This is a genomic window from Dellaglioa algida DSM 15638 (assembly GCF_001434695.1).
GTDB lineage: Bacteria > Bacillota > Bacilli > Lactobacillales > Lactobacillaceae > Dellaglioa > Dellaglioa algida.
The window spans coordinates 33,712-48,033 of sequence record NZ_AZDI01000010.1; the positions used below are offsets into that span (position 1 = coordinate 33,712).

A 14,322-nucleotide genomic window follows, 5' to 3' on the forward strand; every position below is an offset into this window, starting at 1 on the left:
TATCATACCGCTATCTCAGATGCAAGTTAGTCACTCCGGCACAATTACTTTGCGGCGGAATACTCAGATTACTTGAGATTGTTTAAAATCGTTTCAATATCTGCAAATACATCTTCAATATCACGGTTGCCATCTACTGTATACAATAGATGACGTTGTTCATAAAAATCTAATAACGGTGTATTCATTTTGATGTTAACTTCTAAACGGTTCTTAACCGTTTCAAGCTTGTCATCTTCACGTTGATAAAATTCATGATGACCACAACGATCACATGTTCCTTCAACCTTTGTGGGGTTAAAGATTTTGTGATAAGTGGCACCACAGTTGCGACAAATGTAACGACCAGTTAAACGTTCAATTAGAGATTCAGGATCGACATGAATGTCAATGACTGCGTTAAGAGGTTTTCCAAGGTCTTTACCGATTTCGTCCAAGGCAACAGCTTGCGCCATATTTCTTGGAAACCCATCAAGCATGTAGCCATCTTGAATATCATCCTCAGCTAATCGTTCTTTGACAATGCCATTTGTGACTTCATCAGGAACAAGATCGCCACGATCAATATACTTTTTAGCTTCAAGTCCCATTGGTGTTTCATTTTTCATTGCTGCACGGAAGATGTCCCCCGTAGAGATATGAGCGATGTGGAAAGCGTCGACAATCTTTTCAGCTTGTGTTCCCTTACCTGCACCAGGTAAACCCATTAACATCAGGTTCATTTTAGTCATGAATATCCTCCTAATATGAGAAATGGTTAGGCATCAGCCTAACCTAATTCCCAGTTTAAAATTTGTTTTTATCGATTATCTAATGAATCCAACGTACTTACGTTTCATCATCATACCCTCTAATTGACGAATTGTTTCAAGAGCAACACCAACAACAATCAACAGACTAGTACCACCTAAACCAATTGATTCATCTAATCCAAACATACTTGATGCTAATAATGGAATTAAAGCAACAAATCCTAAGAATAATGAACCAACGGTACTTAAACGCATCAATAATTTTGAAACATATTTTTCTGTTGCTTTACCAGGCCAAACACTTGGAATGTAACTTCCTTGTTTTTGTAAGTTCTCTGAGAGTTTCTCAGGATTTACCTGAACGAAAGCGTAGAAGAATGTGAACAAGACAATTAATACGGTATAAAGAATGGCACCGTATGTCGTTTGCATATTGAAAACTTGACTCAATACTTTGTACCAAGTCGCGTCCCCTTGTGAGCTTTGGAAAGCCAAAAGCACAGTTTGGGGAGTTGCAATGAATGAACTCGCAAAAATAACGGGGATAACACCCGCAACGTTTACCTTAAGTGGCAGATATGAACTATCCGTCGCACCAGCAACTCGTCTTGTGTATTGAATTGGAATCTTATAGTTAGCCTGTTGAACATATGTTACAAAAGTTACGATTGCAAAAATTGCAACGAACAAGATTACTATGAACAAGATGCCCCCCCAAAGATCACCTTTATCAGCTTGGACAATTTGTTCATTAAAAATCTGTTTAATACCACCCGGGATACGAGAAACGATACCTGCCATGATTAACATGGAAACACCATTCCCAATACCTCGTTCAGTAATCATATCACCTAACCAAGTCGTCAACATTGTTCCGGCTGTTAAAATAATGCCCAGAACAACATATGTTTCCGTACTTGGATTTTTAACCAAACCTAAACTACTCAATGAGTCTAACCCTGCAGTGATACCCACAGACTGAACAAATGCTAAAACAATTGTTAGGTAACGCGTAGCTTGATTCAATTTACGACGACCAACTTCACCTTGCTTACTCCATTCTACAAAACGAGGAACAATGTCCATCTGTAGTAATTGGATAACAATTTGAGCGGTAATGTAGGGTGAAACCCCCATTGCGAAAATCGAGTAGTTAGTTAATCCACCACCACTAAAAGTGTTAAGAAGACTAACTAAGTTACTACTTGTTGCACTAGCAATTGCAGCATGGTTAATTCCAGGAACTGTTATAAAAGTACCTAAGCGAAAGACAATTAAAACGCATAAAGTGAAAAAAATCTTTTGACGGATTTCTTTCACGGCTAATGCATTTTTCATCACTTTAAGCATTAGATCACCTCTGTTTGACCACCGGCAGCTTCAATAGCTTCTTTAGCAGCAGCTGAGAATTTACCTGCTTTAACAGTTAATTTCTTGTTAAGTTCGCCGGAAGCTAAAATTTTAATTCCTGATCTTTCGTTCTTAACAATACCTGATTCAACAAGTAAAGCTGGTGTTACTTCAGCACCGTTTTCGAATTTGTTTAAGCTATCTAAATTGACAACTGCATATTCTTTACGGTTAATGTTGTTAAATCCACGTTTTGGCATACGACGGAATAAAGGCATTTGTCCACCTTCAAAACCTAAACGTACTTTACTACGGGCTTTTTGGCCTTTTTGACCACGTCCAGAAGTTTTACCATTACCAGAAGATGTTCCACGTCCGACACGGTTACGTACTGAGCGAGAACCTTCACTTGGTTTTAATTCATGTAATTTCATAGGGTTGGCACCTCCTTATTTTAAACTGCAAACAAGATGTTGATGTTATTTAACTTCTTCAACGTCCACTAAATGAGAAATCTTTGCGATAACGCCTCGTGTTACTGCGTCGTTAGGACGAATAACAGAGCTGCTAATACGGTGTAAACCGAAAGCTTTAACGATTTCGCGTTGATTTTGAGGACGTCCGATGACACTGCGTTTTAATGTAATTTTCAAATCTGTCATGTTTTAGTCCTCCTAGTCAGCTAAGTGTTGGATAGAAACGCCACGTAATGCAGCAACTTCTTCAGCACTCTTCATTTTCTTTAAACCATCCATTGTTGCGCGAACAACGTTGATTGGTGTATTTGAACCTAATGATTTACTTGTTACATCTGATACTCCAGCAAGTTCCATAACGGCACGAACTGAACCACCAGCGGCAACTCCAGAACCTTCAACAGCTGGTTTAAGCATAATGCGTCCACCACTGTATTGACCGAGAACTTCGTGAGGAAGTGTCGTACCGACCATAGGTACGTCAATCAAGTTCTTTTTAGCATCTTCAACTGCTTTACGGATTGCTTCAGGAACTTCTTGAGCTTTACCTGTACCGAAGCCTACATGACCATTGTGATCACCGACAATAACTAATGCAGCAAAACGTAGACGACGTCCACCTTTTACAACTTTAGTAACACGGTTAATCGCAACAACACGATCTTCTAAATCTAAATGAGTTGGATCAATGAAAGTCATAAACTATTTCCTCCCTTTCTTAGAATTCTAATCCATTTTCACGAGCTGCTTCAGCTAAAGCAGCAACGCGTCCATGGTATAAGTATCCGCCACGATCAAAAACAACAGCTTTGATACCTTTGTCATTAGCGCGTTTAGCAACTAATGCGCCGACAGCAGTAGCTTTTGCTACTTTGCTATCGCCTGTTACATCACTATCCATTGTTGAGGCACTTGCTAGCGTTACACCCGCTACGTCATCAATTACTTGAGCGTAGATGTGGTTATTTGAACGGAATACGTTTAAGCGTGGGCACTCTGCAGTTCCAGAAATCTTACCACGAACACGTAAATGACGCTTTGAACGTGTTTTATTTCTATCTGGTTTTGTAATCACAATTTTCACCTCTTGATTTTATTCAAAAACAAAGTAAGTAATGCTAAGCAGCATTATTTACCTGTTTTACCTTCTTTACGACGAACATGTTCGCCAACGTAACGAATTCCTTTACCTTTATAAGGTTCTGGAGGACGAACGGCACGAATTTCTGCGGCAAGATCGCCAACTTCTTGTTTACTGATACCTGAAATAATAATGCTTGTATTTGCAGGAACTTCAACAGTTAAGTTTGCGCGTTCTTCAAAATCCACTGGATGTGAATAACCAACATTTAATACTAATTTTTTCCCTTGTAATTGTGCACGATAACCAACACCAATCAACTCAAGTTCTTTTTTGAAACCTTCTGTAACTCCAAGAACCATGTTGTTTACGTTGGCACGCATTGTACCATGTAAGGCACGAGTGCTTTTATCGTCACTTTCACGAGTAAATTTAACTGAAAGACCTTCTACATGCATTGTAATAGCACTAGAAAACTTACGAGTTAATTCACCTTTGGGGCCTTTTACTGTAACCATTTGACCTTCTTGTGTAACTTCTACACCAGCAGGAAGAACGATTTCTTTATAACCTATACGACTCACGCGAGTGACACCTCCTTACGAATTAATTGATTACCAGATGTATGCTAAGACTTCGCCACCAATTTGTTTGGCGCGTGCATCTTTATCTGTCATCACACCTTCTGATGTTGAGATAACTGCGATTCCTAAACCATTTAATACTTTAGGAACTGCATCAGCTTGAACGTACGTACGTAATCCTGGTTTTGAAATACGTTTAATACCAGAGATTACACGTTCATTGTCTTTTCCAAATTTTAAAAATACACGGATAATACCTTGTTTGTCATCATCGATGTATTCGATATCACGTACGAAACCTTCATTTTTAAGGATTTCGGCGATATCACGTTTGATTTTTGAAGCAGGTACTTCTAAAGACTCATGCCGTACCATGTTTGCATTACGGATACGAGTTAAAAAGTCTGCGATCGGATCAGTCATGACCATTGAGTTTACCCTCCTTTAACTTATCTTTTTAAATTTACCAACTAGCTTTTTTCATACCAGGAATTTGGCCTTTGTGAGCAAGGTCACGAAGACAAATACGGCATAATTTAAATTTACGATAAACAGAATGTGGACGACCACAACGTTCGCAACGTGTGTAAGCTTGCGTAGAGAATTTTGCGGGACGTTTGTTCTTTGCAATCAATGATTTTTTAGCCAAAGCTTTGTAACCTCCTTATTATTTAGAAAACGGCATACCCAATTGTGTGAGTAATTCTTTTGATTCCTCATCAGTATTAGCAGTTGTAACAATAACAATATCCATTCCACGAACCTTATCCACATCATCAAAATCGATTTCTGGGAAAATTAATTGTTCGCGAACACCTAAAGTATAGTTACCACGGCCATCAAAGGCTTTATTGCTAACGCCACGGAAATCACGCACACGAGGTAATGAAACTGAAACTAATTTATCTAAGAAATCGTACATGCGTTCGCCACGTAAAGTAACTTTTGCACCGATTGGCATGCCTTCACGTAAACGGAAGCCAGCGATTGATTTCTTAGCTTTAGTAACCAATGGTTTTTGACCAGAGATCAAAGCTAATTCTTCAACAGCTTTATCTAAATTTTTAGCATTAGTAACAGCATCACCAACACCCATGTTGATAACAATTTTATCAACTTGAGGTGTTTGCATAATTGATGTGTAGTTAAATTTTTCCATCATAGATGGTGTAATTTCATTAGTGAACTTTTCTTTTAAACGGTTAGTCATGAAGAAAGTGTCCTCCTTTCAGTAGGTCTATTTAACAGTTTCACCTGATTTTTTAGAAACTCTAACTTTCTTACCATCTACAACTTTGAAGCCAACACGAGTTGGTTCGTTTGTAGAAGGGTCGACAAGCATCACGTTTGAAACGTGAATTGGTGCTTCAATATCCACGATGCCACCTTGTGGATTCGAGTTACTAGGTTTTTGATGTTTTTTTGCAATATTGATACCTTCAACAATCACACGGTCTTGTTTAAGGAAAACTTTAGTAACAGTACCTTGTTTACCTTTATCTTTACCTGCAATTAATTGAACTTTATCACCAGTTTTGACGAACATTTAGCGCACCTCCTTGTTTTCCGATGGATTTCTTATAATACTTCGGGTGCTAAAGAAACAATCTTCATGAAATTGTTATCACGTAATTCACGTGCAACAGGTCCAAAGATACGTGTACCTTTAGGGCTCTTGTCATCTTGGATGATAACAGCAGCATTTTCATCAAATTTGATGTAAGAACCATCAGCACGATGAGCACCTGATTTTGTACGTACGATTACGGCTTTAACAACTTCACCTTTTTTGACAACACCACCTGGTGTTGCATGTTTAACAGTAGCAACAATAACGTCACCGATATTAGCAGTTCTACGCTTTGATCCACCTAAAACTTTAATAGTTAAGATTTCTTTTGCGCCTGAATTGTCGGCAATTTTTAAACGACTTTCTGTTTGTATCACAGTAAGTGTCCTCCTTTCAATAGCAAATTAGAAATACGAATGGCAATTATGCTTAAGCAATAACTGCTTTTTCAACGATATCTAATAAACGGAATCTCTTAGTTGCTGACAACGGACGAGTTTCCATAATTTGAACGATATCGCCGATTTTCGCTTCGTTATTTTCATCATGTGCATAGAATTTTTTAGAATAAGTCACACGTTTACCGTAGGTTTTGTGTGTCTTGTATGTTTCGATAAGAACACTAATCGTTTTATCCATTTTGTCGGATACAACGCGTCCTTGATAGACTTTACGTTGGTTACGAGTTTCACTCATGCGTAAATGGCCTCCCTTTCGTAATCTACTTGTTTAATTCTTGTTGGCGTAATGCCGTTTTAATACGAGCAATTGTTTTACGTACTTCACTTAAGCGTGCGGTATTTTCTAATTGACCGGTAGCTAATTGGAAGCGTAAGTTAAACAATTCATCTTTAAATTCTTGTTCTTTGGTAATCATTTCAGCAGTGGTTAATTCATTAATTTCCTTAGCCTTCATGTGATTCGCCACCTACTTCCTCACGTTTTACAATTTTAGTTCTCACTGGAAGTTTGTTTGATGCTAAGCGTAAAGCTTCGCGAGCAACTTCTTCGGGAACACCGGCAACTTCAAACATGATCTTTCCACGTTTAACTGGAGCTACCCATCCTTCAGGAGCACCTTTACCAGAACCCATTCGAACACCAATTGCTTTTGCAGTATATGATTTATGAGGGAAAATTTTAATCCATACTTTCCCACCACGTTTCATATGACGGTTAATTGCGACACGAGAAGCTTCGATTTGACGGTTAGTGATCCATGATGATTCAAGAGCCTGTAAACCGAATTCTCCAAAAGCGACTTCTTTGCCACCTTTAGCTTCCCCACGCATTTTACCACGGAATTCACGACGGAATTTTGTACGTTTAGGTACTAACATAGGTTATTTCCCTCCTTTCACAGCGTTTTTCTTAGCTGGTAAGATTTCGCCACGGTAGATCCAGACTTTTACGCCTAATTTACCATAAGTAGTCATTGCTTCAACCCAAGCGTAGTCAATATCTGCTCTTAAGGTATGTAATGGAACTGTACCATCTGAGTAGCTTTCAACACGAGACATATCAGCTCCGTTAAGACGGCCAGCAACTTGAACTTTGATACCTTTGGCACCAGAGCGCATTGTACGTTGCATAGCTTGTTTAACGGCACGACGGAAAGCGACACGGTTTTCTAATTGTTCCGCAACGTTTTCGCCGACTAATTGAGCATCTAAATCAGGACGTTTGATTTCAACAATGTTGATATGCACACGTTTACCTGTTAAATCATTTAATTCTTTACGAAGTTTTTCAACTTCAGCTCCACCTTTACCGATAACCATACCAGGTTTAGCAGTATGGATTGAAACGTTAACACGTTTTGCAGCGCGTTCGATTTCAACGATAGAGACAGAAGCGTCGGTTAATTTTTCTTGAATGTATTTACGGATGTGTAAATCTTCATGAAGGTAGTTTGCAAAATCTTTTTCTGCATACCATTTTGAATCCCAATCACGAATGATACCTACACGTAATCCCGTTGGATTTATTTTTTGACCCACGCGTTATCCCTCCTTATTTTGTAGCTTCAGATACAACTACTGTAATGTGACTCGTACGTTTATTAATTGGTGAAGCTGATCCTTTGGCACGAGGACGGAAACGTTTTAACGTTGGTCCTTCGTTAGCAAAGATATCACTAATAATTAAGTTTTCACCATCTAAATCAAAATTATTTTCTGCATTAGCTACAGCAGAAAGTAAAACTTTTTCAATGATTGGGCTTCCGGCTCTGGGAGTAAATCTCAAAATACCGATAGCTTCAGCAACACTTTTACCTCTGATAAGATCGATTACCAAGCGAGCTTTACGCGCTGGAATACGAACAGTTTTGGCGGTTGCTTTTGCTGATGTTACTTGTTCAGCCATGTGTATAACCTCCTTTATTTAACTGTAGTTTTCTTATCGTCAGATCCGTGACCACGGAAAGTACGTGTTGGAACAAATTCACCCAACTTATGACCAACCATATCTTCTTGCATAAATACTGGAACGTGTTTGCGTCCATCATATACAGCGATTGTTAGACCAATGAAGTTAGGGAAGATTGTTGAACGACGTGACCATGTCTTGATAACTGTTTTCTTTTCTTGATCAGTTTGTGCTTCGACCTTTTTCATCAAATGTTCATCGACGAATGGTCCTTTTTTTAGACTACGACTCAATGTGAATCCTCCTTCCGGAATATAGCTTAAGCAACAAGCAAATTATTATTTTTTGTTGCGTCCACGTACGATAAATTTGTCTGATTGGTTTTTCTTTGAACGTGTTTTGTAACCCATCGTCTTTTGACCCCAAGGAGACATAGGTGATGGACGACCAATTGGAGCTTTACCTTCACCACCACCATGAGGATGATCGTTAGGATTCATAACTGATCCACGAACTGTAGGACGTTTACCGGCCCAACGAGCACGACCAGCTTTACCGATTTTGATTAATTCGTGTTGTTCGTTACCGACAGCACCGATAGATGCACGACATGTTGACAAGATCATGCGAACTTCGCCTGATGTCAAACGAACAAGAACGTATTTACCTTCTTTACCAAGTAATTGTGCTGAAGCACCGGCTGAACGAGCAAGTTGTCCACCCTTACCTGGTTTTAATTCTATATTATGGATAATTGTACCAACTGGGATATCTTGAAGAGCTAATGCGTTACCAACCTTGATATCTGCTTCTTTACCAGATTGAACCATCATGCCAACTTCTAATCCTTTAGGAGCAATGATGTATGATTTGATACCATCAGTATATTGTAATAATGCAATATTAGCTGAACGGTTTGGATCATATTCGATTGCTTTAACAGTTGCTGTTACATTGTCTTTAACACGCTTGAAATCGATCAAACGGTATTGACGTTTGTGACCACCACCACGGTGACGAACAGTAATGCGACCATAGTTATTACGGCCGGCAGTTCTGCTTTTTGATTCTAGTAATGATTTTTCAGGAGTTGATTTAGTAATTTCTGAGAAATCAGAACCAGTCATATTACGACGACCGTTAGTGGTTGGTTTGAATTTTTTAATTCCCACGTTATTTTCCTCCTATTTACAAAATTTTAGATTATTCTTCGAATAATTGAATTTCTTTTGAGTCGGCAGTTAAAGTAACGATTGCTTTACGGCGTTTTTTAGTATAACCGGCATAGCGACCTTGACGCTTTAACTTACCTTTAACATTCATGATATTTACTTTAACAACTTTAACGCCAAAAATATCTTCGATAGCTTTTTTGACTTCAATTTTAGTTGCGCGAGTATCAACGTCGAATGTGTAAACTTTATCAGCCATTCTGTCCATTGCTGCTTCGGTGATGACTGGGCGTAAGATAATATCTCTTGATTCCATTATGAAAGAGCCTCCTCTACTTGAGAAAGAGCTGCTTGAGTCATGACTAATTTGTCGTTGTTGATAACGTCAAGAACGTTAACACCTTTAGCTTCTACTACTGTAACATTTGGTAAGTTACGAGCTGCTAAAGCAACGAAATCATTGCCAGGTTCAAGAACTATTAATACTTTTTTGTTGATATCTAAGTTACTTAAAACTTCTTTGAAAGCCTTTGTTTTTGGTTGTTCGAAGCTAAGAGCATCGACCATAACCACGCCATTATCCAATACTTTTTGTGAAAGTACTGATTTAAGAGCTAAACGACGAACTTTTTTAGGTAATTTGTAACTGTATGAACGAGGAGTAGGGCCAAATACGACACCACCACCACGCCATTGTGGGCTACGGATAGATCCTTGACGAGCACGACCTGTACCTTTTTGGCGCCATGGTTTTCTACCACCACCTGAAACTGCACTTTTGTTTTTAACTGAATGAGTTCCTTGACGTAATGATGCACGTTGCATGATTACGGCGTCAAAAATGACATTGTCGTTAGGTTCGATTCCAAAAATAGCGTCGTTTAATTCAACTTCACCATTTTTAGTACCATCTTGTTTTAATAATGCGACTGTTGGCATTTTGAAATTCCTCCTTCCTGTTATTTAGCGTCTTTAGTGACGTTTTTAATTGTAACTAATGATTTGTTTGCGCCTGGCACGTTACCTTTAATCAAGATAACATTGCTTTCAACGTCAACGCGGATAACTTCCAAGTTTTTGACAGTTACGCGCTTGCCACCCATGCGACCTGGTAATCTCTTACCTTTGAATACACGGTTAATAACGGCACCCATTGAACCAGGACGACGATGGTAACGAGAACCATGAGTCATAGGACCTCGTGATTGTCCCCAACGTTTGATATTTCCTTGGAAACCATGTCCCTTAGACGTACCTGTGACGTTAACGACGTCTCCAGCTGAGAAAGTATCAACTTTGATTTCGTCACCCACAGTATAATCTCCAAGCACGACATCGTTAATTTCACGAACGAAGCGCTTAGGAGTAGTATTTGCTTTTGCTGCATGACCTTTAGCAGGTTTGTTTGTTAATACTTCACGTTTGTCTTGGTAACCTAATTGAATTGCTTCGTAACCATCATTTTCAATTGTTTTCAATTGTAAAACAACGTTTGGCGTAGATTCAATCACTGTAACTGGTACCAATTCACCATTTTCAGTAAAAACTTGTGTCATACCGACTTTTTTTCCTAAGATTCCTTTTGTAGTCATAAGTACACCTCCAATATGTTTATAATTTATTTTTGTTGCTGAGTTTTATAATTTGATTTCAATATCAACGCCACTAGGTAAGTCAAGTTTCATCAATGAATCAACTGTCTTAGGTGTTGGGTTAACGATATCAATCAAACGTTTATGTGTAAGCATTTCGAATTGTTCACGTGAATCTTTATGCTTATGTGGTGAACGTAAAACTGTGTATAATGTACGTTCTGTTGGCAATGGAATTGGTCCAGAAATTGTTGCCCCTGTTCTTTTTGCAGTTTCAACAATCTTGTCAGCAGATTGATCTAAAATACGGTGTTCGTAAGCCTTTAGGCGAATACGAATTTTTTGTTTTGCCATTTTGTTCCCTCCTTCGTCTATTTTAAAAATAAGACTAGCTCCGTGTAAGTGACCGACACGCCTTGCGTGGCAAAGCTGCCGGGCGTGTCGCAATCTTTCACATCTTAGCTCATTCTATGAAACCCTGCCACAGGGCGAACTACGCCATCTGTTTTTGGGTACTTATCTATACTACTAAAGATAAAGCCTTATGGCAAGTGCTTTCTTTCTTTTTTTCAAAGTTTCTCATTAGAAAATCATAATTCACTTTTTTTCAGAAACAACTTTTATTCAATCGTTATTTTAACACAAAAAAAAGAAGCTATCGATAAACGATAACTTCTTTTTAAAATTCAGAACGGCTGACTAGTCAGCAGATGTTCCGTTTTTCTTCATAATTTCTTCTTGGATTGCTTTTGGTACAGCTTCATAATGATCAAATGTCATTGTAAATGTACCACGTCCTTGTGTTGAAGAACGTAAAGTAGTTGCGTAACCGAACATACCTGAAAGAGGAACCATTGCGTTAACAACTTGTGCGTTTCCGCGAGCTTCCATACCTTCAACACGTCCACGACGAGCAGTTACATGTCCCATAACATCACCTAAGTAATCTTCTGGAGCAACAACTTCAACCTTCATCATTGGTTCAAGGATAACAGCACCAGCACTCTTAGCAGCATTTCTCAATGACATTGAAGCAGCTACTTTAAATGCTGATTCGTTAGAATCGACATCATGATATGATCCATCATATAACTTGGCTTTAACATCAATAAGTGGGTAACCTGCAAGAACACCGTTTTGCATAGCTTCTCTCAAACCTTGTTCAACTGAAGGAATGTATTCACGAGGAACAACACCACCAACGATAGCGTCTTCGAATGCGAAACCGCCACCCTCTTCATTAGGTGAGAATTCAACCGTAACATCCCCATATTGACCTTTACCACCGGATTGACGAACGAATTTACCTTGTGCAGAAACAGTTTTTGTAAATGTTTCACGGTAGGCAACTTGTGGTTCACCAACAGTAGCTTCAACGTTAAATTCACGTCTCATACGATCAACGATGATATCCAAATGCAATTCACCCATCCCAGCGATTAAAGTTTCACCAGTTTCAGGGTTAGTTTCTGCCTTGAATGAAGGATCTTCTTCAGCTAGTTTTTGTAAACCGATATCCATCTTATCTTGATCAGCTTTTGTTTTTGGTTCGATAGAAACTTGGATAACTGGTTCAGGGAATTCCATTGATTCAAGAATTAATGGGTGTTTTTCATCCGTTAAAGAATCACCAGTTGTCGTGTTTTTCAAACCAATAGCAGCAGCGATATCACCTGAGAATACTTCAGGAATTTCATTACGGTGATTTGAATGCATTTGAAGAATACGACCAACACGTTCACGCGTGTCTTTAGTAGAATTCAAAACATATGAACCAGCTTGTAATGTACCTGAGTAAACACGGAAGAATGTCAAACGACCAACGAATGGATCCGTTGCAATTTTGAAAGCTAAAGCAGCGAAATCTTTATCATCGCCAGCTGTAATTTCAACTTGTTCGTCCGTTTTAGGATCAGTTGCGTTATAAGGTTTGACATCTAAAGGAGATGGTAAGAAATCATTAACAGCATCCAACATCATTTGAACACCCTTGTTTTTAAATGCTGAACCAGCAAGAACTGGGTACATTTCAAGGTTTAATGTTGCTTTACGGATAGCAGCTTTGATTTCATCTTTAGTAATTTCAACGCCATCAAGATATTTTTCCATAAGCTTTTCATCAACATCAGCAACGGCTTCAACTAAAGCTTCGCGACGTTTTGTAGCTTCTTCTAAATATTCTTCAGGAACGTCAATACTTTCCCATGTAGCACCTAAATCTTCGTTATCATATAAATCGGCTTTCATTTCGATTAAATCAATAACACCTTCAAAATCATCTTCAGCGCCAATTGGCATTTGGATAGGAACAGCATTTACTTGAAGACGATCTTTGATTGTACCTACTGAATAATCAAAGTTAGCACCCATTTTATCCATCTTATTGATGAATACAATACGAGGAACTGAATATGTTGTTGCTTGACGCCAAACATTTTCAGTTTGTGGTTCAACACCAGATTGACCATCTAAAACAACAACGGCTCCATCTAAGACACGAAGTGAACGTTCAACTTCAATAGTGAAATCCACATGTCCTGGAGTATCGATGATATTAATACGATGTTCTTTCCATTCAGCTGTTGTAGCAGCTGATGTGATTGTAATACCACGTTCTTGTTCTTGTTCCATCCAATCCATTTGTGAAGCTCCTTCATGAGTTTCACCAATTTTATGAATTTTACCCGTATAGTATAAAATACGTTCAGTAGTTGTTGTCTTACCAGCATCGATATGAGCAACAATACCAATATTACGCGTTTTTTCTAGTGGAAATTCGCGTTTATTTGCCATTTTGTATGATCTCCTTCCAATTCTAAAATATATCCAAAAAAATGACTACTATATCGATTATCAAAATCATATAATAGCCATCCTTTTATAAAATTACCAGCGGTAATGTGCGAATGCTTTGTTAGCGTCAGCCATTTTATGTGTATCTTCACGTTTCTTAACTGATGCACCAGTATTGTTTGCTGCATCCATGATTTCTTTAGCTAAACGTTCTGGCATTGTATGTTCCCCACGTAAACGTGCGTAACTTACTAACCACCGTAAACCTAAAGTTGAACGACGATCAGGGCGAACTTCAATTGGCACTTGGTAGTTAGAACCACCGACACGGCGAGCTTTAACTTCAAGTACGGGCATGATGTTTTTCATAGCTTCATCAAAAACTTCATTAGGTTCGTTTCCTGTTTGTTCTTTAATCATTTCGAATGCATCATACAAGATCTTTGATGCAGTACCACGACGACCATCTAACATTAAACGGTTGATTAAACGTGTTACTAATTTAGAATTGTAAATTGGATCAGGCAATACTTCTCTTTTTGGAGCTGGGCCTTTTCTTGGCATCTAAATAACCTCCTTAGA

At 38.5% G+C, this 14,322-nt stretch carries 25 protein-coding genes; all 25 read right to left on the minus strand.

The annotated features are described in order from the left end of the window. Positions 1–68: 68 nt before the first annotated feature. Positions 69–731 (minus strand): adenylate kinase, encoded by a 663-nt coding sequence (locus FC66_RS06735; protein ID WP_284060691.1) that lies wholly within the window; start codon positions 729–731, stop codon positions 69–71. A gap of 75 nt (positions 732–806) precedes the next feature. Beyond that, positions 807–2,102, minus strand: a complete 1,296-nt coding sequence (secY, locus tag FC66_RS06740) for a preprotein translocase subunit SecY (protein WP_057974622.1) — start codon at positions 2,100–2,102, stop codon at positions 807–809. Continuing rightward, the gene (rplO, locus tag FC66_RS06745) at positions 2,102–2,536 is read right to left on the minus strand and encodes a 50S ribosomal protein L15 (RefSeq protein WP_057974623.1); all 435 of its coding nucleotides are present in this window, start codon (positions 2,534–2,536) and stop codon (positions 2,102–2,104) included. Before rplO ends, secY begins: the two co-directional genes overlap by 1 nt. 45 nt (positions 2,537–2,581) lie before the next feature. Beyond that, positions 2,582–2,764: a 50S ribosomal protein L30 gene (gene rpmD / locus FC66_RS06750; RefSeq protein ID WP_057974624.1), complete on the minus strand. Its 183-nt coding sequence runs from the start codon at positions 2,762–2,764 to the stop codon at positions 2,582–2,584. A 12-nt stretch (positions 2,765–2,776) separates the two neighbouring features. Next, positions 2,777–3,277, minus strand: a complete 501-nt coding sequence (gene rpsE / locus FC66_RS06755; RefSeq protein ID WP_057974625.1) for a 30S ribosomal protein S5 — start codon at positions 3,275–3,277, stop codon at positions 2,777–2,779. Between the two features lie 19 nt (positions 3,278–3,296). After that, entirely contained in the window at positions 3,297–3,653 is a 357-nt protein-coding gene (rplR, locus tag FC66_RS06760; protein WP_083478987.1) for a 50S ribosomal protein L18, read from the minus strand. Between the two features lie 53 nt (positions 3,654–3,706). Then, on the minus strand, positions 3,707–4,243 hold the full coding sequence (rplF, locus tag FC66_RS06765) for a 50S ribosomal protein L6 (protein ID WP_057974627.1): 537 nt from the start codon (positions 4,241–4,243) through the stop codon (positions 3,707–3,709). A gap of 30 nt (positions 4,244–4,273) precedes the next feature. After that, positions 4,274–4,672: a 30S ribosomal protein S8 gene (gene rpsH, locus FC66_RS06770; protein WP_057974628.1), complete on the minus strand. Its 399-nt coding sequence runs from the start codon at positions 4,670–4,672 to the stop codon at positions 4,274–4,276. A gap of 34 nt (positions 4,673–4,706) precedes the next feature. Beyond that, a complete protein-coding gene (locus FC66_RS06775; protein WP_057974629.1) occupies positions 4,707–4,892 on the minus strand; it encodes a type Z 30S ribosomal protein S14 in 186 nt (61 codons plus the stop codon). Between the two features lie 18 nt (positions 4,893–4,910). Continuing rightward, positions 4,911–5,453, minus strand: coding sequence for a 50S ribosomal protein L5 (rplE, locus tag FC66_RS06780; RefSeq protein WP_057974630.1), 543 nt, complete (start codon positions 5,451–5,453; stop codon positions 4,911–4,913). A gap of 27 nt (positions 5,454–5,480) precedes the next feature. Beyond that, positions 5,481–5,789: a 50S ribosomal protein L24 gene (gene rplX, locus FC66_RS06785; RefSeq protein WP_057974631.1), complete on the minus strand. Its 309-nt coding sequence runs from the start codon at positions 5,787–5,789 to the stop codon at positions 5,481–5,483. Positions 5,790–5,821: 32 nt separating this feature from the next. Beyond that, positions 5,822–6,190: a 50S ribosomal protein L14 gene (gene rplN / locus FC66_RS06790; RefSeq protein WP_057974632.1), complete on the minus strand. Its 369-nt coding sequence runs from the start codon at positions 6,188–6,190 to the stop codon at positions 5,822–5,824. A gap of 52 nt (positions 6,191–6,242) precedes the next feature. Continuing rightward, positions 6,243–6,509 (minus strand): 30S ribosomal protein S17, encoded by a 267-nt coding sequence (gene rpsQ, locus FC66_RS06795; protein ID WP_057974633.1) that lies wholly within the window; start codon positions 6,507–6,509, stop codon positions 6,243–6,245. Between the two features lie 25 nt (positions 6,510–6,534). Then, a complete protein-coding gene (rpmC, locus tag FC66_RS06800; protein ID WP_057974634.1) occupies positions 6,535–6,729 on the minus strand; it encodes a 50S ribosomal protein L29 in 195 nt (64 codons plus the stop codon). Then, a complete protein-coding gene (gene rplP, locus FC66_RS06805; protein ID WP_057974635.1) occupies positions 6,719–7,153 on the minus strand; it encodes a 50S ribosomal protein L16 in 435 nt (144 codons plus the stop codon). Before rplP ends, rpmC begins: the two co-directional genes overlap by 11 nt. Before the next feature lie 3 nt (positions 7,154–7,156). Further along, a complete protein-coding gene (gene rpsC / locus FC66_RS06810; protein ID WP_057974636.1) occupies positions 7,157–7,813 on the minus strand; it encodes a 30S ribosomal protein S3 in 657 nt (218 codons plus the stop codon). A gap of 13 nt (positions 7,814–7,826) precedes the next feature. After that, complete coding sequence (gene rplV / locus FC66_RS06815; protein WP_057974637.1) at positions 7,827–8,180, minus strand: 50S ribosomal protein L22; 354 nt, start codon at positions 8,178–8,180, stop codon at positions 7,827–7,829. Positions 8,181–8,194: 14 nt separating this feature from the next. Next, positions 8,195–8,476 (minus strand): 30S ribosomal protein S19, encoded by a 282-nt coding sequence (rpsS, locus tag FC66_RS06820; RefSeq protein WP_057974638.1) that lies wholly within the window; start codon positions 8,474–8,476, stop codon positions 8,195–8,197. A 45-nt stretch (positions 8,477–8,521) separates the two neighbouring features. Next, positions 8,522–9,355, minus strand: coding sequence for a 50S ribosomal protein L2 (gene rplB, locus FC66_RS06825; protein WP_057974639.1), 834 nt, complete (start codon positions 9,353–9,355; stop codon positions 8,522–8,524). Between the two features lie 31 nt (positions 9,356–9,386). Continuing rightward, on the minus strand, positions 9,387–9,671 hold the full coding sequence (rplW, locus tag FC66_RS06830; RefSeq protein WP_057974640.1) for a 50S ribosomal protein L23: 285 nt from the start codon (positions 9,669–9,671) through the stop codon (positions 9,387–9,389). Continuing rightward, positions 9,671–10,294, minus strand: a complete 624-nt coding sequence (gene rplD, locus FC66_RS06835) for a 50S ribosomal protein L4 (protein ID WP_057974641.1) — start codon at positions 10,292–10,294, stop codon at positions 9,671–9,673. Before rplD ends, rplW begins: the two co-directional genes overlap by 1 nt. 20 nt (positions 10,295–10,314) lie before the next feature. Beyond that, a complete protein-coding gene (gene rplC, locus FC66_RS06840) occupies positions 10,315–10,947 on the minus strand; it encodes a 50S ribosomal protein L3 (RefSeq protein WP_057974642.1) in 633 nt (210 codons plus the stop codon). A 45-nt stretch (positions 10,948–10,992) separates the two neighbouring features. Further along, on the minus strand, positions 10,993–11,301 hold the full coding sequence (gene rpsJ / locus FC66_RS06845) for a 30S ribosomal protein S10 (RefSeq protein ID WP_057974643.1): 309 nt from the start codon (positions 11,299–11,301) through the stop codon (positions 10,993–10,995). Between the two features lie 345 nt (positions 11,302–11,646). After that, positions 11,647–13,740, minus strand: coding sequence for an elongation factor G (gene fusA / locus FC66_RS06850; RefSeq protein ID WP_057974644.1), 2,094 nt, complete (start codon positions 13,738–13,740; stop codon positions 11,647–11,649). Positions 13,741–13,833: 93 nt separating this feature from the next. Beyond that, on the minus strand, positions 13,834–14,304 hold the full coding sequence (gene rpsG / locus FC66_RS06855; RefSeq protein WP_057974645.1) for a 30S ribosomal protein S7: 471 nt from the start codon (positions 14,302–14,304) through the stop codon (positions 13,834–13,836). Positions 14,305–14,322 lie beyond the last annotated feature (18 nt).

Bases quoted from the DNA above. Each gene is read 5' to 3' on its own strand.
- FC66_RS06735 (WP_284060691.1), bottom strand. From the start codon at position 731: ATGACTAAAATGAACCTGATGTTAATGGGTTTACCTGGTGCAGGTAAG.
- secY (WP_057974622.1), bottom strand. From the start codon at position 2,102: ATGCTTAAAGTGATGAAAAATGCATTAGCCGTGAAAGAAATCCGTCAA.
- rplO (WP_057974623.1), bottom strand. From the start codon at position 2,536: ATGAAATTACATGAATTAAAACCAAGTGAAGGTTCTCGCTCAGTACGT.
- rpmD (WP_057974624.1), bottom strand. From the start codon at position 2,764: ATGACAGATTTGAAAATTACATTAAAACGCAGTGTCATCGGACGTCCT.
- rpsE (WP_057974625.1), bottom strand. From the start codon at position 3,277: ATGACTTTCATTGATCCAACTCATTTAGATTTAGAAGATCGTGTTGTT.
- rpsH (WP_057974628.1), bottom strand. From the start codon at position 4,672: ATGGTCATGACTGATCCGATCGCAGACTTTTTAACTCGTATCCGTAAT.
- rplE (WP_057974630.1), bottom strand. From the start codon at position 5,453: ATGACTAACCGTTTAAAAGAAAAGTTCACTAATGAAATTACACCATCT.
- rplX (WP_057974631.1), bottom strand. From the start codon at position 5,789: ATGTTCGTCAAAACTGGTGATAAAGTTCAATTAATTGCAGGTAAAGAT.
- rpsQ (WP_057974633.1), bottom strand. From the start codon at position 6,509: ATGAGTGAAACTCGTAACCAACGTAAAGTCTATCAAGGACGCGTTGTA.
- rpmC (WP_057974634.1), bottom strand. From the start codon at position 6,729: ATGAAGGCTAAGGAAATTAATGAATTAACCACTGCTGAAATGATTACC.
- rplP (WP_057974635.1), bottom strand. From the start codon at position 7,153: ATGTTAGTACCTAAACGTACAAAATTCCGTCGTGAATTCCGTGGTAAA.
- rplV (WP_057974637.1), bottom strand. From the start codon at position 8,180: ATGGCTGAACAAGTAACATCAGCAAAAGCAACCGCCAAAACTGTTCGT.
- rplW (WP_057974640.1), bottom strand. From the start codon at position 9,671: ATGGAATCAAGAGATATTATCTTACGCCCAGTCATCACCGAAGCAGCA.
- rplD (WP_057974641.1), bottom strand. From the start codon at position 10,294: ATGCCAACAGTCGCATTATTAAAACAAGATGGTACTAAAAATGGTGAA.
- rplC (WP_057974642.1), bottom strand. From the start codon at position 10,947: ATGACTACAAAAGGAATCTTAGGAAAAAAAGTCGGTATGACACAAGTT.
- rpsJ (WP_057974643.1), bottom strand. From the start codon at position 11,301: ATGGCAAAACAAAAAATTCGTATTCGCCTAAAGGCTTACGAACACCGT.
- fusA (WP_057974644.1), bottom strand. From the start codon at position 13,740: ATGGCAAATAAACGCGAATTTCCACTAGAAAAAACGCGTAATATTGGT.
- rpsG (WP_057974645.1), bottom strand. From the start codon at position 14,304: ATGCCAAGAAAAGGCCCAGCTCCAAAAAGAGAAGTATTGCCTGATCCA.